The organism is Pseudomonas sp. P9_35 (genome assembly GCF_034008205.1).
Lineage (GTDB): Bacteria > Pseudomonadota > Gammaproteobacteria > Pseudomonadales > Pseudomonadaceae > Aquipseudomonas > Aquipseudomonas kilonensis.
Window position 1 is genome coordinate 4,173,310 of sequence record NZ_CP125373.1, and the last position, 24,736, is coordinate 4,198,045.

At 63.2% G+C, this 24,736-nt stretch carries 26 protein-coding genes; 12 read left to right on the plus strand and 14 right to left on the minus strand.

The genetic code is table 11. The features are described from left to right. Nucleotides 1-176: 176 nt before the first annotated feature. Together QMK47_RS18220 and QMK47_RS18225 are read right to left on the minus strand one after the other, a co-directional pair. The gene (locus QMK47_RS18220) at nucleotides 177-1,256 is read right to left on the minus strand and encodes a sugar phosphate isomerase/epimerase (RefSeq protein WP_320388983.1); all 1,080 of its coding nucleotides are present in this window, start codon (nucleotides 1,254-1,256) and stop codon (nucleotides 177-179) included. Next, complete coding sequence (locus QMK47_RS18225) at nucleotides 1,253-2,428, minus strand: Gfo/Idh/MocA family oxidoreductase (protein ID WP_320388984.1); 1,176 nt, start codon at nucleotides 2,426-2,428, stop codon at nucleotides 1,253-1,255. The genes QMK47_RS18220 and QMK47_RS18225 overlap by 4 nt, the downstream gene beginning before the upstream one ends. A 166-nt stretch (nucleotides 2,429-2,594) precedes the next feature. Here QMK47_RS18225 and QMK47_RS18230 point away from each other — a divergent pair, with 166 nt between their 5' ends. Continuing rightward, a complete protein-coding gene (locus tag QMK47_RS18230; RefSeq protein ID WP_253476181.1) occupies nucleotides 2,595-3,599 on the plus strand; it encodes a LacI family DNA-binding transcriptional regulator in 1,005 nt (334 codons plus the stop codon). Between the two features lie 212 nt (nucleotides 3,600-3,811). Here QMK47_RS18230 and QMK47_RS18235 read toward each other — a convergent pair whose 3' ends face one another. Continuing rightward, nucleotides 3,812-4,903 (minus strand): SMP-30/gluconolactonase/LRE family protein, encoded by a 1,092-nt coding sequence (locus QMK47_RS18235; protein ID WP_253476183.1) that lies wholly within the window; start codon nucleotides 4,901-4,903, stop codon nucleotides 3,812-3,814. A 96-nt stretch (nucleotides 4,904-4,999) separates the two neighbouring features. After that, the gene (locus QMK47_RS18240; RefSeq protein WP_253476185.1) at nucleotides 5,000-6,130 is read right to left on the minus strand and encodes a sensor histidine kinase; all 1,131 of its coding nucleotides are present in this window, start codon (nucleotides 6,128-6,130) and stop codon (nucleotides 5,000-5,002) included. Nucleotides 6,131-7,386: 1,256 nt separating this feature from the next. Between QMK47_RS18240 and QMK47_RS18245 the strand changes: the two genes are divergently transcribed. Further along, nucleotides 7,387-8,352 carry a DMT family transporter gene (locus QMK47_RS18245; protein WP_320388985.1) on the plus strand — a complete coding sequence of 322 codons (966 nt, stop codon included), beginning with the start codon at nucleotides 7,387-7,389 and terminating at the stop codon, nucleotides 8,350-8,352. Nucleotides 8,353-8,530: 178 nt separating this feature from the next. Further along, complete coding sequence (locus QMK47_RS18250; protein WP_253476191.1) at nucleotides 8,531-9,391, plus strand: CAP domain-containing protein; 861 nt, start codon at nucleotides 8,531-8,533, stop codon at nucleotides 9,389-9,391. 152 nt (nucleotides 9,392-9,543) lie between these two features. On the opposite strand, the gene QMK47_RS18255 is transcribed toward QMK47_RS18250, so the two are convergent. The 4 genes from QMK47_RS18255 to ggt form a co-directional block, all read right to left on the minus strand. Beyond that, nucleotides 9,544-10,176, minus strand: coding sequence for a DUF5074 domain-containing protein (locus tag QMK47_RS18255; protein ID WP_024616063.1), 633 nt, complete (start codon nucleotides 10,174-10,176; stop codon nucleotides 9,544-9,546). 34 nt (nucleotides 10,177-10,210) lie between these two features. Further along, complete coding sequence (locus tag QMK47_RS18260; RefSeq protein WP_320388986.1) at nucleotides 10,211-11,431, minus strand: helix-turn-helix domain-containing protein; 1,221 nt, start codon at nucleotides 11,429-11,431, stop codon at nucleotides 10,211-10,213. Nucleotides 11,432-11,603: 172 nt separating this feature from the next. Then, nucleotides 11,604-12,137 carry a cysteine hydrolase family protein gene (locus QMK47_RS18265; RefSeq protein ID WP_320388988.1) on the minus strand — a complete coding sequence of 178 codons (534 nt, stop codon included), beginning with the start codon at nucleotides 12,135-12,137 and terminating at the stop codon, nucleotides 11,604-11,606. Nucleotides 12,138-12,177: 40 nt separating this feature from the next. Next, nucleotides 12,178-13,905 carry a gamma-glutamyltransferase gene (ggt, locus tag QMK47_RS18270; RefSeq protein ID WP_320388990.1) on the minus strand — a complete coding sequence of 576 codons (1,728 nt, stop codon included), beginning with the start codon at nucleotides 13,903-13,905 and terminating at the stop codon, nucleotides 12,178-12,180. Nucleotides 13,906-14,069: 164 nt separating this feature from the next. Between ggt and QMK47_RS18275 the strand changes: the two genes are divergently transcribed. Then, nucleotides 14,070-14,501 carry a GNAT family N-acetyltransferase gene (locus tag QMK47_RS18275; protein WP_320388992.1) on the plus strand — a complete coding sequence of 144 codons (432 nt, stop codon included), beginning with the start codon at nucleotides 14,070-14,072 and terminating at the stop codon, nucleotides 14,499-14,501. 105 nt (nucleotides 14,502-14,606) lie between these two features. Here the strand turns inward: QMK47_RS18275 and QMK47_RS18280 are convergent, their stop codons facing one another. Then, the gene (locus tag QMK47_RS18280) at nucleotides 14,607-14,957 is read right to left on the minus strand and encodes a hypothetical protein (RefSeq protein WP_013693699.1); all 351 of its coding nucleotides are present in this window, start codon (nucleotides 14,955-14,957) and stop codon (nucleotides 14,607-14,609) included. A gap of 142 nt (nucleotides 14,958-15,099) precedes the next feature. On the opposite strand from QMK47_RS18280, the gene QMK47_RS18285 reads away from it, so the two are divergent. From QMK47_RS18285 to QMK47_RS18320, 8 genes are all read left to right on the plus strand, one after another. Next, on the plus strand, nucleotides 15,100-15,360 hold the full coding sequence (locus QMK47_RS18285) for a hypothetical protein (protein WP_014337702.1): 261 nt from the start codon (nucleotides 15,100-15,102) through the stop codon (nucleotides 15,358-15,360). Between the two features lie 2 nt (nucleotides 15,361-15,362). Then, nucleotides 15,363-15,698: a DUF6388 family protein gene (locus QMK47_RS18290; RefSeq protein WP_253476201.1), complete on the plus strand. Its 336-nt coding sequence runs from the start codon at nucleotides 15,363-15,365 to the stop codon at nucleotides 15,696-15,698. A 230-nt stretch (nucleotides 15,699-15,928) separates the two neighbouring features. Further along, entirely contained in the window at nucleotides 15,929-16,321 is a 393-nt protein-coding gene (gene tusD, locus QMK47_RS18295; RefSeq protein WP_258688757.1) for a sulfurtransferase complex subunit TusD, read from the plus strand. Continuing rightward, nucleotides 16,321-16,683 (plus strand): sulfurtransferase complex subunit TusC, encoded by a 363-nt coding sequence (gene tusC, locus QMK47_RS18300; protein ID WP_320388994.1) that lies wholly within the window; start codon nucleotides 16,321-16,323, stop codon nucleotides 16,681-16,683. Before tusD ends, tusC begins: the two co-directional genes overlap by 1 nt. After that, nucleotides 16,683-16,976, plus strand: coding sequence for a sulfurtransferase complex subunit TusB (tusB, locus tag QMK47_RS18305; protein ID WP_003203312.1), 294 nt, complete (start codon nucleotides 16,683-16,685; stop codon nucleotides 16,974-16,976). The genes tusC and tusB overlap by 1 nt, the downstream gene beginning before the upstream one ends. Then, complete coding sequence (locus tag QMK47_RS18310) at nucleotides 16,973-17,308, plus strand: TusE/DsrC/DsvC family sulfur relay protein (RefSeq protein WP_057449043.1); 336 nt, start codon at nucleotides 16,973-16,975, stop codon at nucleotides 17,306-17,308. Before tusB ends, QMK47_RS18310 begins: the two co-directional genes overlap by 4 nt. Continuing rightward, nucleotides 17,305-18,306, plus strand: coding sequence for a glycosyl transferase family protein (locus QMK47_RS18315; protein ID WP_320388996.1), 1,002 nt, complete (start codon nucleotides 17,305-17,307; stop codon nucleotides 18,304-18,306). Before QMK47_RS18310 ends, QMK47_RS18315 begins: the two co-directional genes overlap by 4 nt. 88 nt (nucleotides 18,307-18,394) lie before the next feature. Then, nucleotides 18,395-19,399 (plus strand): glutathione S-transferase family protein, encoded by a 1,005-nt coding sequence (locus QMK47_RS18320; protein ID WP_320388997.1) that lies wholly within the window; start codon nucleotides 18,395-18,397, stop codon nucleotides 19,397-19,399. A gap of 121 nt (nucleotides 19,400-19,520) precedes the next feature. On the opposite strand, the gene cysG is transcribed toward QMK47_RS18320, so the two are convergent. The 5 genes from cysG to lolA all read right to left on the minus strand — a co-directional run bounded on the left by cysG (nucleotide 19,521) and on the right by lolA (nucleotide 24,731). Next, complete coding sequence (gene cysG, locus QMK47_RS18325; RefSeq protein WP_063320496.1) at nucleotides 19,521-20,915, minus strand: siroheme synthase CysG; 1,395 nt, start codon at nucleotides 20,913-20,915, stop codon at nucleotides 19,521-19,523. Continuing rightward, nucleotides 20,916-22,196, minus strand: coding sequence for a serine--tRNA ligase (gene serS / locus QMK47_RS18330; RefSeq protein WP_003203323.1), 1,281 nt, complete (start codon nucleotides 22,194-22,196; stop codon nucleotides 20,916-20,918). A gap of 15 nt (nucleotides 22,197-22,211) precedes the next feature. After that, entirely contained in the window at nucleotides 22,212-22,586 is a 375-nt protein-coding gene (gene crcB, locus QMK47_RS18335) for a fluoride efflux transporter CrcB (RefSeq protein ID WP_013693703.1), read from the minus strand. Further along, on the minus strand, nucleotides 22,583-23,908 hold the full coding sequence (locus QMK47_RS18340; protein WP_024619721.1) for a replication-associated recombination protein A: 1,326 nt from the start codon (nucleotides 23,906-23,908) through the stop codon (nucleotides 22,583-22,585). Before QMK47_RS18340 ends, crcB begins: the two co-directional genes overlap by 4 nt. Nucleotides 23,909-24,107: 199 nt before the next feature. Then, nucleotides 24,108-24,731, minus strand: coding sequence for an outer membrane lipoprotein chaperone LolA (lolA, locus tag QMK47_RS18345; protein ID WP_123341670.1), 624 nt, complete (start codon nucleotides 24,729-24,731; stop codon nucleotides 24,108-24,110). Between the last annotated feature and the right edge of the window lie 5 nt (nucleotides 24,732-24,736).

The window sequence follows — 24,736 nt, forward strand, 5'->3', positions numbered from 1 at the left end:
CGAGGGAGCTTGCTCCCGCTCGGCTGCGCTGTAGGAGCTGCCGAAGGCTGCGATCTTTTGATCTTTCGCTTAAGGCTCATGTATCCGGGAAAGATCGCAGCCTCGCTTCGCTCGACAGCTCCTACAGGCCCAGCGGGAGCAAGCTCCCTCGCCACAGGGGCTTTGTGTTGCGCGGGCTACCTCAAAAGGCCCAACAACCGCCGATTGGAATCCTCATCCGCCGTGACGCTGGCGAAGTCATCGAACGCCTTGCCAGTCTTGCTGATCATGTGCCGCTGGATAAACGCAGCGCCTTCTGCCGCACCCTGTTGCGAATCCTTCAGGCAGCACTCCCATTCCAGGACCGCCCAACCGCTGAAATCGTATTGGGTCAGTTTGCTGAAGATCGATTTGAAATCGATCTGGCCATCGCCCAACGAACGGAACCGCCCGGGCCGATCGACCCAGCCCTGGTAACCGCCGTACACCCCGGAACGAGCATCGGGGCGGAACTCGGCGTCCTTGACGTGGAACATGCGGATGCGCGCGTGGTAGCGATCGATGAAACCCAGGTAGTCCATCTGTTGCAGCAGCAGATGGCTGGGGTCGTAGAGGATCGCCGCCCGTGGATGGTGATCGACGGCCTCCAGGAAGCGCTCGAACGAGGCCCCGTCGTGGAGGTCTTCGCCGGGGTGGATCTCGTAGCACAGGTCCACCCCCGCCGCGTCGAAGCAGTCGAGAATCGGCAACCAGCGCCGGGCCAGTTCGGCGAACCCCTGCTCCACCAGGCCCGCCGGGCGCTGCGGCCAGGGATAGAGATACGGCCACAGCAGCGCGCCGGAAAACGTTGCATGAGCCTTCAGCCCCAACCGCTGGCTGGCGCGGGCGGCCAGCTTGAGTTGCTCGATCGCCCACTCGGTGCGCGCCTGGGGCTGGCCGCGCAGATGGGCCGGGGCGAAGTCGTCGAACAGCGCGTCGAACGCCGGGTGTACCGCCACCAACTGGCCTTGCAGGTGCGTCGATAACTCGCTGATCTCGACACCGGCCTGGGTGCAGGTGGCCTTGAGTTCATCGCAATAATCCTGGCTCTCGGCGGCCCGGGCCAAGTCGATGTACTGCGTGCCCGACGTTGGCAGTTGAATGGCCTTGTAGCCTTGCGAAGCGGCCCACTGGGCGATGTTGGCCAGGGTGTCGAACGGCGCTTCGGCGGACATGAATTGCGCCAGGAAAATGCCTGGGCCACGCAGGCCGCTCGGTGTCTTGTCGGGAGTATTCACAACAGGGATGCTCCGGTTTGCACGGCGGTCCACTTCGTCTCGCCACGGTGGTTGAGGATGGCGGCCTCGATGAACGCCATGCCCCGCAAGCCGGTCTCGATGCCGGGTACTCCGGGGGCGTCGGGGCCTTCGACATGGCTGCGAATAGCCAGGGCGAAATCGCCGTAGAGGTTGGCCATGGCCTCCAGGTAGCCCTCGGGATGCCCGGCCGGCAGGCGCATGCGCCGCGTGGCCGCCGCACACAGCCACGGCTGGCCGACACCGCTACGCAAGATGCGCAGGGGTTGGTCAACGCCGCGATGGATCAAGCTCGCCGGTTCTTCCTGGCGCCACTCCAAGGCGCCCTTGTCACCGTAGACGCGAATCTTCAGCGGGTTCTCTTCGCCGGTGCAGACCTGGCTCGCGATCAACACGCCGCTGGCACCGCCCGCCATCTTGAACAGCATCGCGGCGTCGTCATCCAATTGTCGGCCCGGGATGTGCGTACCCAAGACGGCGCATAGCTGTTGGATAGGCTGGTCTGCGACGAATTCGGCCAAGGAAAACGCGTGGGTGCCGATGTCGCCAATGCATCCGCCCAGGCCGGACTGCCCGGGGTCGTCGCGCCACTCGGCCTGTTTATTGCCCTGGGCGGCGACATCCTGGCTGAGCCAGCCTTGGGGGTACTCGACCAGCACTTTGCGCACCTGGCCGATCTCGCCCGAACGCACCATCTCCCGCGCCTGCCAAACCATGGGATAGCCCAGGTAGGTGTGGGCCAGGCCGTAGAGGCAACGGCTGCCTTGCAGCACCTCCCTGAGGGCCAGCAACTCGTTGAGGTCCAGCGCAGCGGGTTTCTCGCTGAACACATGGAAACCGGCTTTCAAGGCCTGGCTGGCAATGGGCGCATGAAGATGATTGGGCGTGACGATCACCAGCAGTTCCATGCGTTGATCAAGCGGTAGCAGCGCTTCGGTGTCGAGCATCTGCTGCCAGTCGTGGTAGCAACGGGACCCGGCCAGGCCCAGGACCGCGCCGGTCTGCCGAGTGTTGCGAGGGTCGCGGCTGAATGCGCCGCAGACCAGTTCGAAACTGCCGTCCAGGCCCGCGGCCTGACGATGGGCCTGGCCGATGAACGCGCCCTCTCCACCGCCGACGAAGCCCATTCTTATTTTCGGTGCTACAGGATTCATCGCGATTGTCTTCCTGTCAGGATGATGATGTAACCGGTTACATCATGGCGGAAATCTAGGCTCAGTTTTCCTGCGTGTCAAACCCCACGAGGTTACGCATGAACATTTGTGAGGCGCCCAACCTGCGGTAAGCTCCCCAACCGTAGCCCCTGCCCCCGAGGTGATTTTGTCCAACATTCGTGAAGTGGCCCGGCTGGCCGGTGTTTCGGTGGCCACGGTGTCCAGAACCCTGAAATCGCCCGAGCGGGTGCTTCCCGAAACGCGAGACAAGGTCAACGCGGCGGTGGAACAGGCCGGCTATCGGCCCAACCTGATGGCGGTGCAATTTCGCTCCCGGCGCACCGGCAACCTGGTGATCCTGGTGCCGACCATCGCCAATACGTTTTTCGCCCGGGTCATCAGCGGCGCGCAGCAGGCCGCGCAGGCGGCGGGTTATCGATTGCTGCTGTGCGACACCCAGGGCCGCGCGCAGATCGAGCGGGAATTTGCCGCGCTGGTCTACGCCCACCAGGCCGACGGGGTGATTCAGTTGCGTGCCAGCGATCCTTTCGAATCGATGCCCGCAGGCGCCGAAAGCCTGCCGTTGGTCAACGCCTGCGAAGTGGTCAAGCACGCCCCCTACCCGACCATCAGCCTCGACAACCGCGCCGCCGCCCAGGCCATGACCGAGCACCTGATCGGCCTCGGCCATCGCCGCATCGGCATCATCAAGGGGCCACGCAGCAGCCCCTTGACCCTGGACCGCGTGGCCGGTTACCAGGATGCCCTGAACCAGGCCGATATCGCCGTCGACCCAAGCCTGATCTGCCATGGCGACTTCACGTTGAAGGCCGGTGATGACGGGGCCGGCGCGATGCTGGCGCTGGCCGACCGGCCCAGCGCGCTGTTCTGTGAAAACGACGAGATGGCCATCGGCGCGCTCAGGCGCATCAAGCAAATGGGCCTGCGGGTGCCCGAGGATATTTCCCTGGTGGGGTTTGACGACATCCCGTTCGCCGCCTATTGCGACCCGCCCCTGACCACCATTTCACAGCCTGCCGAAGTCTTTGGGGAAAAAGCGGTGCAGATGCTGATTGCTCTGATCGAGAAGAAGCCGATTGCCGAACGGCATGTGGTGTTGCCGTTTGAGTTGACGGTGCGTGGCAGTACGGCTCCTAGAACCAGACAGTGAGTGGAACCCGTGGCGAGGGAGCTTGCTCCCGCTGGGTCGCGCCTGTAGGAGCTGTCGAGTGCAACGAGGCTGCGATCTTTCCCAAGACACTTGAGTCTCAAGCGAAAGATCAAAATCAAAAGATCGCAGGCTTCGCCAGCTCCTACAGAGCCCAGCGGGAGCAAGCTCCCTCGCCACAAAATCCATTCATCCGCCGAGCATGAGTGATTCACTCAGGCAAACGTCGCCCCCCGTGTATTCACAAACAGCGAATACAGCGAGTGGCTGCCAGCCATGAACAACCGATTGCCTTCCCTCCCGCCGAAGCAAACGTTGGGGCAGCGTTCCGGCAGGGAGATGTGCCCGATGGCCTTGCCTTCAGGGTTGAACACCCGCACGCCGTCGAGTTTCTCCAGGTCGGCCTTGGGGTCGCCATTGCCGCCCCAACCGCACCAGAGGTTGCCGCTTTCATCGCATTTGATTCCGTCGATCGCCGCGTAATCCAGGCCTTCGATGTGTTTGCGCCGCTCACCCAGCGTGCCGTCATCCTTGACCGTGATCGCCCAGATCAAGCGGTTGGGCTTGGCCCGGCCTTCGACCACGTAGAGGATTTTCTCATCCGGGGAAAAACACAGCCCGTTCGGCCCCGCCAGATCGTCGATGACCCGGGTGACCTTGCCCGTTTCGCCGTCGATGCGATACACCGCATGGGGCTGGACAGGCGTGACTTTGTGCCCCTCGTAGTTGTTGCCGGTCTGGAACGGCGGGTCGGTGAACCAGACCGAGCCATCGCGCTTGCACACGATGTCGTTGGGCGAGTTCAGCGGCTTGCCTTCGAAACTGTCCGCCAGCACGGTGATCGTGCCGTTGTGCTCGGTGCGGGTGATGCGTCGGCCTTCGCTGGCGGTGGTAGAGCCTTCGCACACCAGCAACCGCCCCTGGCGATCGCGGCACATGCCGTTGGAGAAGTTGGAATTCTCGCGGTAGACCGACAGGCCACCGGTAATTTCATCCCAGCGCACGATGCGGTTGTTGGGAATGTCGCTGACCAGCAGGTAACGACCGTCACCGACCCACACCGGCCCTTCTGCCCAACGCAGGCCGCTGGCGAGTTTCTCCACGCTGGCGTTGAAGATGCGCAAGTCCATGAAGCTGGGGTCAAGGATATTGATCAGCGGGTCTGGGTAACGCTGGCTCAAGGGCTCGGCCTGGGCGAGCCCGGGCAGGTTGCCAAGGGCGGCGGCAGCGGCCGAGACCACCAGGGATTTTTTCAGGAATACCCGGCGGCCCTGATCGGCGGCGGTTGCAGATTGCGAAGCATCCATCGTGCGTCTCCGTTAATTATTATTGGACGGGACGACTGTTTTACTACGTGATAAGACATCGTACAAGTATATAAGCCTGCTCTTGCAGACAGTCGATCAGGCCGGGTTCAGCGGTATACGAACGGTAAAGGTCGTGCCGACTTGCGCCTGCGAGTGGACCTTGATGGTGCCCTGATGGGCCGATACGATCGCCGAAGCGATGTGCAGGCCAAGTCCGAGCCCAGCCGTGGAACCGTACTGCATTTCACCGCTGCACAGATTTCGGACCATTGGGTTGAAGATGTTGGCAATGGCCTCTTTCTCGATAGGCTTGCCCTGGTTGTTGATCGCGATCACGGCCATATCCTTTTCCACGCTCAACGAAACAGTCACCGGCGTGCCTTCGGCACCATGCTGGACGGCGTTGCCAATCAGGTTGGCGAATACCTGCTCCATGCGGGCCGGATCAAACAGCGCCTCCAGGGCACCGGTCGTTTCAAAGCGGATTTCGCTTTCCGGGTGATAGGCCCGCGCCTCCTCCACCATGCCTTCGCAGGCGGCCACCAGATCGCCGTTGAAACGCTGCACCGGAATACCCGAGCCAAGTTGGGTGCGGGTGAAATCCAGCAGATCGCCGACGATTTTGTTGGCCCGTTTGACGCTGGTGTAGATGCGCGAAGTGATCTTGGTGGCCTTGGCGGGCAGGTCCCCCGCCCGCAGCAGCACTTCGGAACTCAGCAGGATCGCGCCCAAAGGGCTGCGCAGGTCATGCCCGAGAATCCCGAGGAAGATATTGCGCGACGCATCCACCGCCCCCGAGTAACTGACGACGGACTCGGCCAAGGCCTGGTCCACGGCTTCGTTGAATCGAATCAGATCGTCCATGACCTGCTTGTGATCCAACTGCGTATGCGGCATCCAGAGCATGAGCACGCTGGTGCGCAAAGCCCGATATTCGGAAACCATTTGTTCCACGGTGAAACCCGAGGACTGACGGATGACCGCATGGATTTCGGCGGCGGTTTCGGCATCAGCCGGCGGAGCCTCGCCGTGGGACTTGGCAATCGCCTCCTTGCGCGTTTGCGAGGTGCGCAGGTCAGCGGCGATGGTGCGCAGCATCTGCTCGGCATGGTCGCGCAGGGCCACGGAATCCATGTCAATGGACGCGGGGGTGATGGTTTTGGCGAAGTCTTCCCACGCCTGAAGAATCGGCTCGATATTGTCGAGGATGAAATCGGCCAGGCGCATGGGGGTTTTTCCGCAAGAAGGGCGATGCTGTAGACGACACAGCGGCCTGATTGTTGTACAGCAAAGCACTGGGCGATGTGCGTAATGCTGTTCATTTTTATTTGGTGTGTATATCCGTTATTTCGGTAACGGCTACTGGCGGTTCCGCTCTTACAGCGGGTCACTTTTGGAAGAGCGCCAAAAGTAACCAAAAGCGCTCTGCCCCACCACTCGGCACCTCGCCTAGGCTCGGTGTGCCCGAACGAAGGCATTGCTCCGTGGGCCGCCGCGAAGGGCCATCCATGGCCCAGCGCGGCTATCCCGGCATCCATGCCGGGATGCCCACTGCGCAATGCCTGCGTTCGGCCAGCGTGGTTTAACGGGGCGTCAAGATCAAAATCCAAAGCAAAGCAAAGCAAAGCAAAGCAAAGCAAAGCAAAGCAAGAGCGCGACACGTCCAGCATCTATGTAGCTGAACCACCGCCATCGCGAGCAAGCTCGCTCCCACAATGGCCTGCAGTGAACACAAGACTCATGGACACCCAGAATTCCCTGTGGGAGCGAGCTTGCTCGCGATGAGGCCGGCACATCCAACCTCTTCATCGACTGTGACACCGCCATCGCGAGCAAGCTCGCTCCCACAATGGCCTGCGGTGAACACAAGACTCATGGACACCCAGAATCACCTGTGGGAGCGAGCTTGCTCGCGATGAGGCCGGCACATCCAACATCACCACAAACCGACCCACCGCCTTCGCGAGCAAGCCCGCTCCCACAGGGGAAACGCGGTCTCCACCCAGAACCAGGTCGGCTATCAGGCCGCCTCGCGGTGGACGTTGATCTCGGCGCCCCGTTAACCACGCTGGCCGAACGCAGGTATTGCGTAGTGGGCACCTCGGCATGGATGCCGAGGTAGCCGCGCTGGGCCATGGATGGCCCTTCGCGGCGGCCCACGGAGCAATGCCGGAGTGAGGGCACACCGAGCCTAAGCGAGGTGCCGAGTGGTGGGGCATAAGCGTTTTGCTTACTTTTGCGCTCTTCAAAAGTGAGCCGCTGTAAGAGCGGAACCATAAGCAGCCGTTACCGAAATAACGGATATACACACCAAAGCAAGTAAACACCGAGGCGACCACCCCCATGCACCAGAACCCACAGGCCTGCGCACCCTGTCCCTTGCACTCCACGAGGTAAAAATCTTAAAGTCATACGACAACCTATAACAAAAACCAACCGATCCGGGGCCTTTTGCCTTGGCGGTCGCCTTCGAGACACCTGCCATGACCCGCTCCATCGCCGCACCTGACACCCCCACGCCGCTACCCCGCCACCTCGCGGTGCTCGTCCTGCTGTGCATGGGCTGTGCCTTCGCCGGCAACCACGTCGCCGCGCGGGCCGCGTTCGACGACGGTGCCGGTGTGCTGCTGGCGATCTTGCTGCGCTCGGGCGGGACGCTGCTGGTGCTGGCTGCGATGGTGCTCTGGCAACGACAGAGCCTGCGCTTGCCGCCCGGTGCGTGGCGCTGGCAATTGACGTTGGGGCTGTTGATCGGCGCCCAGAGCCTGTGCCTGTACTCCGCCGTGGCCCGGGTGCCAGTGGCATTGGCGTTGCTGGTGGGCAACGTGTTTCCAATCCTGCTGGCTTTGCTGACCTGGGCCCTGGGCGGGCCACGTCCGACGGCGCGTACCGCCGCGTTAATGGGCATGATCCTGGTGGGCCTGGTGTTCGTGCTGGAAGTGCCGGCGCGGTTATCGTCCGGGCAAGGCGTCGGCCCGCAATGGCTGCTGGGGGTGGGCCTGGCCTTTTGCGCTGCTTGCGCCTTTGCCTGCGCACTGTGGATCACCGATCACAAGTTGTCCCAGGTGCGCGGCTCGGTCCGCAGCCTGCTGACGATCTTCATCGTGTTCAGCAGCGTCAACCTCGCTGGCCTGACCGGCGCCCTGCCCGGTGGTTTCGACCTGCCAGCCAGCAGCACCGGCTGGTTCGCCCTGGCGACCTTGGTGGTGCTCTACGGCACCGGGTTCACTGTGCTGTTCATTTCCGTGCCCCGCCTGGACATGCCGCGCAACGCCCCGGTGATGAACATCGAACCGCTGGCCACGCTGCTGATCGGCTGGCTGGTGCTGGACCAAATGCTCAACCCGGGCCAGGTGATGGGTGGCGCGATTGTGGTGACGGGCATCGTGCTGCTGACCTATCGCAAGGTTGAGCGGGTCAAGGCGCCTGTGGCTGAAACGGCGAATTGAACCGACTGAACACCGTTGTGCCAGCTCACAGATACTCTTCGCCTTCCTGAAACTTGTTTCCAAACCGACAGTCCTACCCCAGCCGTGAAAACCCCGCCAATCTGCAGCGACGGGTTTTCCAGCTGATCGGCGCCAAGCCTGGCGCTATGGCAACTCCCCCTCTTGAGCCGTTCGCCCCATGCGCCACCCTGTTCGCTCTTGCCGTTTCGTTTCGCTGTGCTTGCTTGCCCTGTTTCCCTTATTTGCCAGCCCTGCCCACGCCCGCGGCGAAAGGCAGCTGGTGGACGCCATCAACGATTTCCGTAGCCAATCACGCCGCTGTGAATGGCGCACGGTGCGTGCCACGCCGCCGCTGGTGCTGCGTTCGAACCTGGGCTTGCCGATGGGCTTTCGCGGTGGCCTGCGGGAAACCTTGAAAGACGCCGGCTATCAAGCCCGGGCCGTGCGCAGCATCCGCCTGACCGATGCGCGGGACGCCGAAGAAGCCTTCGACATGTTGGCCGATGAACATTGCGCAGCGCTGCTGGACAACCAATACGCCGACATCGGCGTCAATCGGGTCGGTGATGAATGGCGTGTGGTGCTCGCGCAGCCCATGGCTGGCACGCGGATAAACGACGCGGGGGCGACGGACAAGTCGCTGCTGGCCCAGGTCAACGCCGCCAGGGCCAGGCCGCGGATGTGCGGGCGCCAGCGCTTCGCGGCGGCCCGGCCGCTGAGCTGGAACGCCGCGTTGGGAACCGCCGCCCAAGGCCACAGCCGGTCGATGGCCCGCGAGAATTATTTCGCCCATCGCGACCCGGACGGTCGCTCCTCTTCCGATCGCGCCAAGAGCGCCGGCTTTCGCGGGCATAAACTGGGCGAGAACATCGCCGCCGGTCAACGCTCGCCGAGCCAGGCCATGCAAGACTGGCTGGCCAGCCCGGGGCACTGCGCCAACCTGATGAACCCGATGTTCACCCAGATGGGCGCAGCTTCCGCCAGCGATTCGCGCAGTGATGCGGGGGTGTACTGGACGATGGTGCTTGGCGCGCCGTGAAACACCATTCCCAGCGCTGAGCCATCCGCTGTTGTGGCGAGGGAGCTTGCTCCCGTTGGACTGCGAAGCAGGCCCAAGGCATTGGCGACCGCTTCGCGGTCGAGCGGGAGCAAGCTCCCTCGCCACCAGGGCTACGGCGAATCCGCCAACGCTCACGCCGGCCGACGCACCGCCCTCACCTTGCCACTGCCACCGCCGCCACAGAAAAACCGGTCAGCCCCGTCGGACTCCAGCCCCGACACACCGATCCCAGGCGGCATCGTCACGCTTTCCAGCACTTGTGCCGTTTGCGGATCGATACGCCGCAGGTCGCTCTCGTCGTTTTCCCAGGTGCCGTGCCAAAGCTCTCCGTCGACCCAGGTCACGCCCGTGACAAAGCGGTTGGATTCAATGGTGCGCAGGACCCTTCCATCGGCGGGATCGATCTGCAGTATCTTGCGCGCCTTGTACTGACCGACCCAGAGCGATCCTTCGGCCCACGCCAGGCCGGAATCATCACCGCTGTTGGGGGCCGGAATCGTCGCCAATACCTGACCGGTGCGTGGATCAATCTTGCGGATGCTGTCGCCGGCGATCTGGAATAAGTGCTCACCGTCGAACGCCGTGCCCGCGTTCGCCGGGACATCGAGCGAATGCACGGTCTGGCCGCTGGCGGGATCGAGGGCATGCAGCTTGTCGCCTGAAGCGAACCAGACGCGCTCGCCGTCATGGCTCACGCCGTGCACGCAATCGACGCCCGGGAAAGGACCGTATTCACGCAGGATCTGTGCCTCTGAACGTTTCATCTCACTCGCCTCATCAGTGGTGTGTGACTGCAGCCTAATCCTCCGATGGCAGCGCAGTGAGTAACAATACCGTCGCGAATCCAGGCATCGGTGGCGCCAGCCAGCGACGGGCCCTGGCGCGCCCGAACGACTGCGCCTTACCGGCGGCGGCCAGCGTTTCCAAGGCCCGCTGCACGCTACGCTGACTGATGTCCAGGGCCAGCGCCAGGGCTGAACTGGACCAGGCCTCACCGTCGGCCAGCAATGCCAGCACCGCGCCATAGGGCTCCTCGACCACTCGCGCCAGCACCACAACCTCATCGGCATATCGCGGCATCAGGGTAAAACCGCGCTGGGTTGCCCTCACGCCAGCCAACGGACGAAGCGTGGCACGCAACCGCCCCATCTCGACCCGCAGCCGGGCGCGATGGGATTCATCCGTCAGTTTCAAGCCGAAGGCCTGGGTCATGAGCGTTTCCCTCGACACATCGCCAGGCCAGGCTTGCGCCAGCCCTCGCGCCAGGGCGAACAATACCGGACGCCGGGCAAGGCTGACCTGAATGCCGGCACCGCTGATCCCGTAGCGGCACGCGTCCACCACCAACGCCGGCCCGGCCAACAGCGCTTGCACCTCTTCCAGCAGGAGCAAGCGCTCTTCGCCTCGGGCGATCAGCCGCGCGGCGGGGGTGCGCAGTAGCCGCCAGGCGCTTTCAATTTCGGCGCTCAGCGCGCCGATTCCCGCTTGCCCTGCGGCTTGCCCGGCCCGATCGAGGGCGGCGCGGGCGGCCTGTGTTTGCAGGCGCCGCATGGCGATTCCCGCAGCCACTAACTCGCAAGCCGCCCGTGATGCCAAGGGCAGGCAGGCAAGCTCCAGGTCAACGAGCCTGCGTTCGGCCGCGTCGAGCCGACCGATCAACAGCAGCCGACGGATTTCGATCGTGTGGGCATGCGCAACGTTCGCCCGGTCGCCGTGGGTTTCAAGCACCGCCCGCGCGGCGTCGAGGCGCTTCATCGGCCAAGCCAGGTCACGGGACGCCAGGGCGATTTCGCCTTCGGCGACCACACAGCGCGCCCGTGCCACGGCCTCCTTGGGCCCGAAGGCCGCGCCCGCCCGACGCATCAGCGCCCTGGCCCGAACCAGATCCCCCAACTGCGCCATGGCAATGCCGCGAAGCGCGAGGGCCGGGGCATCGTTGCGCAGTGCTACGCGACTGAGCGCAGCGACAGGGTCGCCCGCTGCCAGTGCGCGCGCTGCCGTGGTGATCTCGTGATCCATGAACGATGACCTTTGTGGCGAGGGAACTTGCTCCCGCTGGACGCTGTAGGAGCTGACGAGTGTAACGAGGCTGCGATCTTTCCAGCGCTCATTGAGTCGAGAGCGAAAGATAAGATCAAAAGATCGCAGGCTTCGCCAGCTCCTACAGCCCAATCCAAGCAATGGGTATCGGCTACAAGCGAATGTCAGCCGCCGCCACCACATCGATCCGCGATACCGCACTGCTCAGCCGTCCCAATCGGTTGTTGTGATTGGCGATGATCTGCTCGGCGGCCATGCTGCCGTTGTCCACCGTGGAGTGGGCATCGGCCGCCAGAACCACGTCGTACCCCAGGGCATGGGCCTGGCGCACGGTGGCGTTGACGCAATAGTCGGTTTGCAGCCCGCAGATCACCAGGCGGTCGATGCCTCGGGCCTGCAACAACGGTTGCAGGTCGGTCTGGTAGAAGGCATCGGGGGTGGTCTTGCGCACCCGCAGGTCATCGGCAGCGGTCAACAGGTCGGCGGCCAGTTGCCAGGCGGCAGAACCATACGTCAGCGAACCTTCCAACTCTTCGTGCTGGATCAGGATCACCGTCAAGCCCAGGGCCCGGGTTTTGGCCGCCAGCTCGTTGATGGTCCGGATGATGCGCTGGCTGTCGAAGCATTCCTCTTCGCCTGAGCACAGCGCGTTCTGGACATCGATGATCAGCAATGCGGTGTTCATGACCTTCCCTCTTCAAACGATATCGGAGCCGCGCGATGACTCAATACCCCAGCGACAACCCAGTGTTGCGACGGGGGTCGTTGGCGCCATAGAAGCGGTTCTTGCCCACCGGCTTGCCGGCCAACGACGGCGCACCGACCAGGATCGCGGCAATGTGGTTGGGGTCCTGCGGGCCGGCAAACTTGTGCCCCCAGCTCTCCAGCAGCTTGCGGGTATCCGGGCTGGCCGCAAAGGTCTCCAGGTTGGTTTCCTCCGGCATCCACTGCTGGTGGAAACGCGGTGCGTCGACCGCCTCCTGGAGGTTCATGCCGTAGTCGATCACATTGAGGATAGTCAGCAACGTCGCGGTGATGATCCGGCTGCCGCCCGGGGTACCCACCACCATGACCGTCTTGCCGTCCTTGGTGACAATGGTCGGGCTCATGGACGACAGCGGCGCCTTGCCCGGCGCGATGGCGTTGGCTTCGCCCTGCACCAGGCCGTACATGTTGGGTACGCCGACCTTGGCGGTGAAGTCGTCCATTTCATCGTTGAGAATCACCCCGGTCTTGCTCGCCATGACACCGGCACCGAACCAGTCGTTCAAGGTGTAGGTGACCGAAACAGCATTGCCCCACTTGTCGACGATGGAGTAATGGGTGGTGTTGCTGCCCTCATGGGGCGCCACGCCCGGCTTGATCTTCTGCGAGTCGCCGGCCTTTTGCGGTTCGATCGCGGCCCGCAGTTTGGCGGCGTAGTTTTTATCCAGCAGATGGTCGATGGGGTTCTTCACGAAGTCCGGGTCACCCAGGTAACTGTTGCGGTCCACGTAGGCGTGGCGCATGGCTTCGATCTGATAGTGCATGCCCTGGGCCGAATGGAACCCCAGGTCCTTCATCGGATAACCGTCGAGGATGTTCATGATCTGGCACAGCACCACCCCGCCGGAACTGGGCGGCGGCGCCGAGATGATGTGATAGCCGCGGTAGTCGCACTCCACCGGGGCCAGTTCGCGGGTCTTGTACTTGTCCAGGTCGGCCTGGGTGATGATGCCTTTGTTGGCCTGGCTGGAGGTGACCAGGGCATCGGCGACCCAGCCCTTGTAGAAGCCGTCGGCGCCCTTGGCGGAGATTTCCCGCAGGGTCTTGGCGAGGTCTTTTTGCACCAGTTTCTGGCCGACCTGCATGGGCTCGCCGTTGTGCAGGAAGATCGCTCCGGAGTCGCGCATGTCCTTCCTGAACACATCGGTGGCGGTTTCCAACAGATCGACATCGCCCTGCTCCAGGGTGAAACCTTCGTCGGCGAACTTGATGGCCGGGGTGATCAATTCCGCCCGCGGTTTACTGCCGTACTTCTTCAGCGCCAACTCCATGCCGGAGACGGTGCCGGGCACGCCCACGGCCAGGTGTCCGCGGGTGCTGAGGTCGGGGACGACGTTGCCGTCCTTGCCCAGGTACATGTTGGCGGTGGCGGCCAAGGGGGCTTTTTCGCGGAAATCCAGGAATGTCTTGCGGCCATCGGCCATTTGCAGGGTCATGAACCCACCCCCGCCCAGGTTACCCGCCGCCGGATACACCACCGCCAGGGCATACCCCACCGCCACCGCCGCATCCACGGCATTGCCGCCGTTCTTGAGCACATCGACACCCACGTGGGTCGCCAGGTGCTGGGCGGTGACCACCATGCCGTTCTCGGCGGCCACTGGCGCCTGGGAGGCGGCCTGGGCATACAAACAGCTGAGGGTCAGGGTGGTGGCAACGAGGGTCCGGGCAAAGGATTCGAACTTCATGAGTCGGCCTCTTCTTGTTTTAAAAAGTCGGGGATCGCATCAAGCAACTAGCTAGTATGGCCCGGTTTGCGTAATGCGCCTGTTTCCCCGTCGACCGGGTGACGCCACGGTAGCCTTTGCGATAGGCTCCTGCGGTTCATCTTGACTGCATAAGGACATCGCCGATGACGCTACGAATCGAACGCACGGACACGCCCACCGACCAGGAACGCCAAGCCATCATCGCCCCGCTACGCGCCTATAACACGGCCAAGACCGGCGGGACGGTACCTGAACTGGTCGCGTGGCTGGTGCGGGACGAACAGGACGAAATTGTCGGAGGACTCTATGGCCGGGTGTTTTTCCGCTGGCTGTATATCGAGCTGCTGGTGGTGCCGGAACAGGCCCGGGGCCAGGGCACAGGCTCGACCCTGATGCAGATGGCCGAAGAACTGGCCCGGGAGAAAAACTGCGTGGGCATCTGGCTGGACACCTTCGACTTCCAGGCGCCGGAGTTCTACCGCAAACACGGCTTCACGGAAATCGGCCAGATCGACGACTACCCGCCAGGCCACCAGCACTTCTTCTTCCAGAAGCGCCTGACGCCCTCTAACTAAAAACCAGCCCTTGTGGGGGTTGCGGTAGATGGCAATCTTTCGGCCACCCCCGGACCAGTGTGGGAGCGAGCTTGCTCGCGATGGCAGGCACCTCGGTCTATTGGCTTAAAGACACGTCGCCAACGCCGCCAACCGGCGCTTGGCCACGAAGTCGTCATGCTTGGCGTAATAACTCAACTCGGTGCCTGTCGCACCGGCATGCAAATCGACAAACGATTCGGCAGAGCGGGTGTAGACCGTCGAGCCGCCCTTCTTGCCCGGTTGCAGGTAGGCGCCGGCATCGACACCGAACACCGCTTCGTCCTGCCAGGAGAATTGCACGCACTGGGCCACGACCTGTTCTGGTTTGTCCGAGGTCAGGGTCTTGTAAGGGGCCTGGGTCCGGGCCTCGTTCATCGCAGAACCCGCGCAGCCGGCCAGCAAGGTTGCGGCCAGGGCCACGGTCAACATTCGCATTGCGTTCACTCATCAAGAAAAAAAACGGACTGTAGCACTGCGGCCCGGGCCTTCGTGCTGCTTTACTGAAATTTACACGGGACATCGGCCTGCGATTCGCGCACCCTGTCGCGCCATTGCCACCAGCCACGCGGAACACCCCATGACCCCCAACGCCGAATTCTACAAACCCACCGCCGAATACGCCGACAAACTGATCAGCCAGATCGGCCAGACACCGTCCTGGATCGCCAAGCGCATCGGCGTCACCGACAAGCGGATTCGCTACATCCTCGACGGCGAACGTACCGTCAAGGGCGAAACCACGCCGATCCAGATGACCTACACCGAACAGTTCGCCCTCGAATGCCTGGCGGCTGCGGCCAAGGCCAGCAAGAAGCAGTCTGCATCCCCCAAGGAGTGACCATGGCGGCAACCGAACAGCAACACGAACGAGCCCTGGAAAAATTCCTCGACGAGCGCCCCGAGCTGCGCGTCGAGTTGGACCACCTCAACCCGCTGCTGGCCCAGGCCAAGGGCGAGACCGCCGCGCAGTACCGCGCCGAGCGGTTGCATGAAGCCTTCGAAGCCGAGGCCGAGCGCCTGGGCCTGTTTGCCTGGGAACTGACCCTGCAACTGACCGCCGCCTCGCCCCAGGACTACCAGGCCCAGCGCCTGGAGGTGCACAAGGAAGTGGCGGAGATGGCGGGGATGGAATGGGCGGAGTATTGCGAGTTGCATGGCCTAAAGGTTAAGCACTGACCCCCTGTGGCGAGGGAGCTTGCTCCCGCTGGGCTGCGAAGCAGCCCCCGTTCATTCTCCGTCGTTCGCCTGACACACTCCCTTGGCAGGTTTTGGGGCCGCTGCGCGACCCAGCGGGAGCAAGCTCCCTCGCCACAGGGTCAACCTCCAAAGATCTTGCCCGTTCCTCACAATCGCCCCACCGCCCATAAAGCTTTATCATGGCCGCAGTTTTGCTGATCGGGTCTGTCATGAAGTTCGCCATCGCGCTGTTTTCCGCCGCCCATGCGCCCTCCTCGCGCCGTGCCTTGCTATTTGCCCAGGCGGCGCTGGCGGGCGGGCATGAGATCGTGCGGCTGTTTTTCTATCAGGACGGCGTCTATAACGCCTGCGCCAGTGTCGTCACGCCCCAGGATGAACAAGACCTGCCCCAGCAGTGGCGTGCTTTTGTCAGCGACAACCAGCTCGACGGCGTGGTCTGCATCGCGGCGGCGTTGCGTCGTGGGGTGTTGAACGAGGAAGAGGCCCAGCGCTACCAGCGTTCGGCGGTTAGCGTCGAGGCGCCCTGGGCCTTGTCCGGGCTGGGCCAGTTGCACGATGCGATCCAGGACGCCGACCGTTTGATCTGCTTTGGAGGCGCGTGATGGCCAAGTCTTTATTGCTCATCAGCCGCCAGGCCCCATGGTCCGGCCCCGGTGCCCGGGAAGCGCTGGACATCGTCCTGGCCGGCGGTGCGTTCGACCTGCCCATCGGCCTGCTGTTTCTCGATGACGGAGTATTCCAGCTCACGGCCGGCCAAAACGCCAGGGCGGTCCAGCAAAAAGACCTGAGCGCCAACCTGCAGGCGTTGCCGATGTTCGGTGTCGAGGACCTGTTCCTCTGTGCCGACAGCGCCGCCGAACGAGGTATCGCCACCGATACCCTGGCGCTGGGCGACGTGAAAGCACTGACCGCGCCGCAAATCGCCGCGCTCATTGACCGTTACGACCAGGTGATCACCCTCTGATGTCGACTTTGCATGTGTTGTCTCATTCGCCCTTCGGCGATAACCGCCTCGCCAGTTGCCTGCGGGTGCTGGGCAATCAGGATGCGCTGCTGCTGTGCGGCGACGCGACGTACGCGTTGCAACCGGGCAGCCCACCGTTTGAAGTGCTGCAGGCCGCCGGTGTGAACCTGTTCGTGCTCGCCGAAGACCTCCAGGCTCGCGCCCTGGACACGCCAGACTGGGCCGAAGCCATCAACTACTCAGGTTTCGTCGAGCTGTCGATCGAACACGACAAGGTCAACACCTGGCTATGAAGACGCTGAACGTGGGCGACCGCGCCATCGCGCTGGACAAGGACGGCTACCTGGCCGACCTTGACGACTGGTCGGCCGAGGTCGCCACGGCCCTGGCCACCGCTGAGGACATCGAGTTGAGTCCCGAACACTGGGAAATCCTCGAACTGCTGCGCGGTTTCTACGACGAATTCCAGCTCTCCCCCGCGACCCGGCCGCTGATCAAGTACACGGCACTGAAACTGGGCGCGGACAAAGGCAACAGCCTGCACCTGAACCGATTGTTCAAAGGCACTCCCGCCAAACTCGCCGCCAAGCTGGCGGGCCTGCCCAAACCGACGAATTGCTTATGACCGACTTTCCAGCACTGACCCTTGAAACCCCGGCCGAACACCCGTTCGCCCAGTTCGTGCGCGCCCTGGGCAAAGGCAAGCGCGGTGCCCGCAACCTGACCCGCGAGGAAGCCCGCGAGGCCATGGGCCTGGTGCTCGACGAAAAGGTCGAGGACACCCAGCTTGGCGCCTTCCTGATGCTGCTGCGACACAAGGAAGAAAGTGCCGAGGAGATGGCCGGTTTCACCGAGGCCCTGCGTGAACGCCTGGTGGTCCCGGCATTGGCGGTGGACCTCGACTGGCCGACCTACGCCGGCAAGAAGCGCCATTTGCCGTGGTACCTGCTGGCGGCCAAGTGCCTGGGGCAGAACGGCGTGCGGATCTTCATGCACGGCGGCGGCGCTCATACGGCAGGTCGGCTCTACACCGAACAATTGCTGGGCTTGTTGCAGATTCCGCTGTGCCGGGATTGGCAGCAGGTCGGCAGCGCGCTGGACAACGGCGGCCTGGCCTTCATGCCGCTGGTGGACTGGGCGCCGCAGATGCAGCGGATGATCGACCTGCGCAACACCCTGGGCCTGCGCTCGCCGATCCACTCCCTGGCACGCATCCTCAACCCGCTGGCCGCCCGGTGCGGCTTACAAAGCATCTTTCACCCGGGCTATCAGGCCGTGCACCGCGATGCCAGCGGTTTGCTCGGTGATACCGCCATCGTCATCAAGGGCGACGGCGGCGAGATCGAGATCAACCCGGACGCCGACAGCCACCTGTACGGCACCACCGGCGGTGTCAGCTGGGACGAAGAATGGCCGCGACTGGCCGAGCAGCGCCACGTCAAACCGGAAAGCCTCGATCCCGAGCACTTGAAGGCGATCTGGCGCGGTGACGTCGAAGACAGCTACCCGCAACTGGCGCTGATCGCCACCATGGCCCTGGCCTTGCGTGGCCTGGGCCTGGCTCGCGAAGAAGCGTTCGACAAAGCCCGGCAGTATTGGGATGCCCGGGATCGTTCGATTTAACCGATCATTAGCGCCCAACCTTTGCGCTTTTACTTCGAACCTATAGGAATAGACTCGCCTCCAATGACTATTGAGGGAGGACATCCAGATGGGTTTGTTGGTCGAGGGCCGCTGGCAGGACCAGTGGTATGAAAGCAAGGACGGCACCTTCCAGCGCGAACAGGCACAACGCCGCCACTGGGTGACCGCCGACGGCAGCGCCGGCCCCTCGGGCGACAGCGGTTTTGTCGCCGAGGCCGGGCGCTACCATTTGTACGTCTCCCTGGCCTGCCCCTGGGCGCACCGCACGCTGATCTTGCGCAAGCTCAAGGGCCTGGAATACTTGATCGATGTGTCGGTAGTCAGCTCCCTGATGCTGGAAAACGGCTGGACCTTCGACAAGGCCCATGGCTCCACTGGCGACAAACTCGACAACCTGAGCTTCCTGCATCAGCGCTACACCGCCGACACAGCGGACTACACCGGCCGCGTCACCGTGCCGGTGCTGTGGGACAAACGCCAACAACGCATCGTCAACAATGAATCGGCGGAAATCATCCGCATGTTCAACAGTGCCTTCGACGGCTTGACCGGCAACGACCTGGACCTGTATCCCGAGCACCTGCGTCGCGATATCGACGCCTTGAACGAGCGGATCTACCCGGCGGTGAACAACGGTGTATACCGTGCCGGATTCGCCACGACCCAAACAGCGTATGAAGAAGCCTTCGACCGGCTATTTGCCGAGCTGGATTGGCTGGAAGCGTTACTGGCAACCCGCCGCTACCTGGCTGGCGAATACCTGACCGAGGTGGATATTCGCCTATTCACTACGATCATCCGCTTCGACGCGGTGTACTTCGGCCACTTCAAATGCAACCTGCGGCGCATCGCCGATTATCCGCACCTGTCGAACTGGCTGCGGGAGTTGTACCAGTGGCCAGGCATTGCCGAGACCGTGGATTTCGCCCACATCCAGGGCCATTACTACGGCAGCCACAAGACCATCAACCCGAATGGGATCGTGCCCAAGGGGCCGAAGCAGGACTTTACGGTCGCCCATGATCGGGGAAGGTTGAGTGGGAAAGGGATTTGGCGTGGGGCTGGGGATTGATCCTGGGTTTTCGCTGTATTTGAGGGCCTCATCGCGAGCAAGCTCGCTCCCACAGTGGACTGTATTCAAACACGGTCCAATGTGGGAGCGAGCTTGCTCGCGATTGGGGACAACGCGGTCTTCAGACCTGCCCCTGCGCCCCTTCAAACCACGCCAGCTTCTCGCGCAGTTGCACCACTTCCCCAACAATCACCAGGGTCGGCGCATGCACCTCGTGCTCAGCCACCAGCCGTGGCAAGTCCGCCAAAGTGCCGGTGAAGACCCGTTGGTTGGACGTCGTGCCCTGCTGGATCAACGCCGCTGGCGTATCCGCCGCACGGCCATGCTTGATCAGCTCGCTGCAGATCATCGGCAGGCCGACCAAGCCCATGTAGAACACCAGCGTCTGCGCCGGCGACACCAGGTCGGCCCATGGCAAGTCGCTGGTGCCGTCCTTGAGATGGCCGGTGATGAAACGCACCGATTGGGCGTAGTCGCGATGGGTCAGCGGGATCCCGGCGTAGGCCGCGCAACCACTGGCCGCGGTGATGCCCGGGACGACCTGGAACGGGATGCCATGGGCCGCCAGTTCTTCGATCTCCTCGCCGCCACGGCCGAAGATGAATGGATCGCCGCCCTTCAACCGCACCACGCGCTTGCCCTGGCGGGCCAGGTCCACCAATTGCTGGTTGATCTGGTCCTGGGGCACGGCGTGTTCAGAGCGGCGCTTGCCGACGTAGATGCGCTCGGCGTCGCGCCGGCACAGTTCCAGGATCGCCGGCGCCACCAGGCGGTCGTACAGCACCACGTCTGCCTGCTGCATCAAGCGCAAGGCGCGGAAGGTCAGCAGGTCCGGATCGCCCGGCCCGGCGCCCACCAGATAAACTTCGCCTGGCGCGTTCGGCGCCTGGCCATCGATTTTTTCCCGCAGCAGACGCTCGGCTTCAGCGCCCTGCCCGGCCAGTTGCCGGTCGGCGATAGGGCCCTGGAACACTTCTTCCCAGAACGCCCGTCGTTGCTGCACATCGGGAAACAAGCCCTTGACCTGGCTGCGAAAACGCGCCGCCAGCCCAGCCAACTGCCCGTAGGTCGACGGAATCCAGGTTTCCAGCTTGGCCCGGATCAGCCGCGCCAGCACCGGCGCGTCGCCGCCGCTGGACACCGCGATCACCAAGGGTGAACGGTCGACAATCGCCGGGAAGATCACGCTACACAGCGCCGGCGCGTCCACCACGTTGACCGGCACACAACGCTTATGAGCATCGGCCGAGACTTGGGCATTGAGCGGTTCGTCGTCGGTAGCGGCGATGATCAGGCCGCAGCCATCCAGGTCCGCTTCGACGTAACCACGCAGGATGCATTCACCGCCGCTGCCACTGACCAATTCCCGCAACTGCGGTTCGATGTCGGGTGCGACCACCCGCAGCAACGCGCCGGCATCCGCCAGCAGGCGGGACTTGCGCAAGGCAATCTCCCCGCCGCCGACCACCAGCACGCGGCTGCCGCGCAGGTTGTGGAACAGTGGCAAATAGTCCATTCAGCCGATGACCTCGATGCCGCCCATGTAGGGCTTCAACACTTCAGGCACACGGATAGAACCGTCAGCCTGCTGGTAGTTTTCCAGCACCGCCACCAGGGTACGCCCCACCGCCAGGCCGGAGCCATTGAGGGTGTGGACCAGTTCCGGCTTGCCGGTTTCCGGGTTGCGGAAACGCGCCTGCATGCGGCGGGCCTGGAAGTCGCCGCAGTTGGAGCACGAAGAAATCTCGCGGTACTTGTCCTGGCTCGGGATCCAGACTTCCAGGTCGTAGGTCTTGACCGCACTGAAGCCCATGTCACCGGTGCACAGCGCCAGGGTGCGATACGGCAGCTCCAGCAGTTGCAGGACCTTCTCGGCGTTGGCGGTCAGGCTTTCCAGCGCTTCCATGGACTTCGAAGGCTCGACGATCTGCACCATCTCGACCTTGTCGAACTGGTGCTGGCGGATCATGCCACGGGTGTCACGGCCCGACGCCCCGGCTTCACTGCGGAAGCACGGTGTGTGGGCGACGAACTTGATCGGCAGTTGCTTGGCGTCGACGATTTCGCCGGCCACGATGTTGGTCAGCGACACTTCGGCGGTTGGGATCAGGTACAGGTCGGCCTCGCCTTCGCGGCTGATCTTGAACAGGTCTTCCTCGAATTTCGGCAACTGGCCAGTGCCTTGCAGCGCCGGGGCCTGGACCAGGTACGGCGTGTAGGCTTCTTCGTAGCCGTGCTCGGTGACGTGCAGGTTGATCATGAACTGCGCCAGGGCCCGATGCAGACGGGCAATCGGCCCGCGCAGCAAGGCAAAACGGGCGCCCGACAGCTTGGCGGCGGTTTCGAAGTCCAGCCAGCCGAATTTCTCGCCCAGGGCCACGTGGTCCTGCACCGGGAAATCGAAGGCTTTCGGCGTGCCCCAACGGCGCACTTCGACGTTGCCCTCTTCGTCTTCACCGACCGGCACCGATTCGTGAGGCAGGTTCGGGATGCCCAGCAGGATCGAATCCAGCTCCGTCTGGATCGCGTCCAGCTCGACCTTGCCGGCGCTCAACTCGCCCGCCATGCGCTCGACATCGGCCATCAGCGGCGCGATGTCTTCGCCGCGCTGCTTGGCCTGACCGATGGATTTGGAGCGCGCGTTACGTTCAGCCTGCAGGGCTTCTGTGCGGGTCTGGACGGTCTTGCGCTGTTCTTCCAGCGCTTCGATGCGCGCGACGTCCAGAGCAAAGCCACGGGAAGCCAGGCGGTCCGCTACGTCCTGAAGGTTGCTACGTAACAGTTTGGAATCGAGCATGTCGGTCTCTCGTTATCAAAGTTTGGTCAAGGACAGGCCAGCCCAGGTGGCGAGCAGCCCGCCGAATACGCTGATGGCCGCATAGCCCAGGGCCAGCGGCACTTGCCCGCTTTCCAGCAAGCGCACCGTATCCAGTGAAAAGGATGAAAAGGTCGTCAGGCCGCCAAGAAAGCCGACGATCAGGCCCGCACGCACCTCGATAGGCACTTCCGGGCGCATCAAAAACAGACCGTATAGAACACCGATCAGCAGACAGCCCACGATATTAACGGCCAGCGTCGCGGTATAGAAGTGCCGCGGCCAATTTGCGTTGATCCAATTGCCGGTCGCGAAGCGCACCAACGTACCCGCAACGCCACCGGCAGAAACAGCAAGAATCAAGGGGATCAAGGTTTTCTCCGCTGCCGTGGACTCAAGCGGTCCAGTTGCGCCAAGTGGTTGAGCTTCTCGCCGATCTTCAGCTCCAGGCCCCGGGGCACCGGCTGATAGAAGCGCTGGGGTTCGAGTTCATCGGGAAAATAGTCTTCGCCGGCGGCATAGGCGTCCGGCTCATCGTGGGCGTAACGGTATTCTTCGCCGTAGCCCAGCTGCTTCATGAGTTTGGTCGGCGCGTTGCGCAGGTGCAGCGGCACTTCAAGGGAGCCATGCTCGGTAGCGCTGCGCATCGCCGCCTTGAAGCCCATGTACACGGCGTTGCTTTTCGGCGCGCAGGCCAGGTAGGTGATCGCCTGGGCTACGGCGAGTTCACCTTCCGGGCTGCCGAGGCGCTCCTGTACATCCCAGGCTGCCAGGCACAGGCTCAGGGCCCGCGGGTCGGCATTGCCGATGTCTTCGCTGGCCATGCGCACCACGCGCCGCGCCAGGTACAGCGGATCGCAGCCGCCGTCGATCATGCGCGCAAACCAGTACAAGGCCGCGTCAGGATTGGAACCGCGGATGGATTTGTGCAGCGCCGAAATCTGATCGTAGAACGCCTCGCCGCCCTTGTCGAAGCGCCGCCGGGTATCGCCCAGCAGGCTTTGCAGCAGCTCGACGCCAATCTCGCTGTCGTCTTCGGCCAGGTCCGAGGCGTTTTCCAACAGGTTGAGCAAGCGTCGGCCATCGCCATCGGCGGCTGAAAACAGGATCTGGAAGCCTTCATCGCTGAGGCTCAACTGCCGCTTGCCCAGGCCGCGCTCCTCGGTCAGCGCGCGATGCACCAGCTTGCGCATCGCGGCCTCGTCGAGGCTCTTGAGCACATAGACCCGCGCCCGCGACAGCAAGGCGTTGTTGAGTTCGAACGAAGGGTTTTCGGTGGTCGCGCCGATGAAAATCAGCGTGCCGTCTTCGACGTACGGCAGGAACGCGTCCTGCTGGGACTTGTTGAAACGGTGGACTTCGTCGACGAACAGAATCGTGCGCTTGCCGTATTGCCCGGCCTGCTGCTTGGCCACTTCCACCGCCTGGCGGATCTCCTTGACCCCGGCCAGCACCGCCGACACCGTTTCGAAGTGGGCATCCGAGACTTCCGCCAGCAGTCGCGCCAGGGTGGTCTTGCCCACGCCCGGCGGCCCCCAGAAGATCATCGAGTGCAACGCACCCTGCTCCAAGGCCTCGCGCAGAGGCTTGCCGCGGGCGAGCACATGCTCCTGGCCGACGTACTCATCCAGGTTGGTCGCACGCAGGCGGGCGGCCAAGGGCTGGGCAATCGGGGCACTTCGAAACAGGTCCATGATTACTACAAAACCTCCGCTGGGTCCTGTTGCCGATTCTCTCTGCAGAAGCAGATCTATGGGAGCAGACCTGTGGGAGCAAGGCTTGCCCGCGATTGCATCGCCTCGGTCTACCAGATACACCGAGGTGTCTGTATCGCGGGCAAGCCTTGCTCCCACAGACCATTCCTACAGGCCATTTCCCACAGGAGTCTTGGGTTTATTCCTGGATCACGTCCGCACCCTTGGGGATGTCGAACTTGAACTTGGACGCGGCGATCGGCTCGTTGGCCTTGACCCCGGTGAACAGGATATTGGTGCGCTGGCCGACACTGTCGATCAGTTGCATGTCGTTGACCAGGCCGTTACGGAACGACAGGCGCAGGCTGTCGAACAGGCTGTCCTTGGTCTTGGGCTTGAGGGTGAAGTCAATCACGCCACCGGCTTCCTTGGCGCTGATGTCGAAGCTCTGGCTGATCTTGGAGATGTCACCCGAGAGCAGCAGCGCCGGGGTCTGGGTCAGGCGCTGGTCGAGGGTCTTGATGGTGACCTGCTCCAGGTCCGGGTCCCACAGGGAGACTTTCTTGCCATCGGAGACCATCAACTGTTCAGCTGGCGCATCGGTATGCCAGTAGAACAGGCCCGGGCGCTGCAGGGCCATGTCGCCGGCAGTTTCCTGCAACTGGGTGCCGCTGCCGTCGAGGGTCAGCTGGGAGAAGCGTGCGGTCAGGGTCTGGGAGCGCTCCAGCAACTGGGTCAGGCGGGCCACGTCCTTTTCGTCGGCGTGGGCCGACAAGGTGGTCAGGGCCAGTACGGGCAACAGCAACATGCGAATCAGGCGCATGGGAG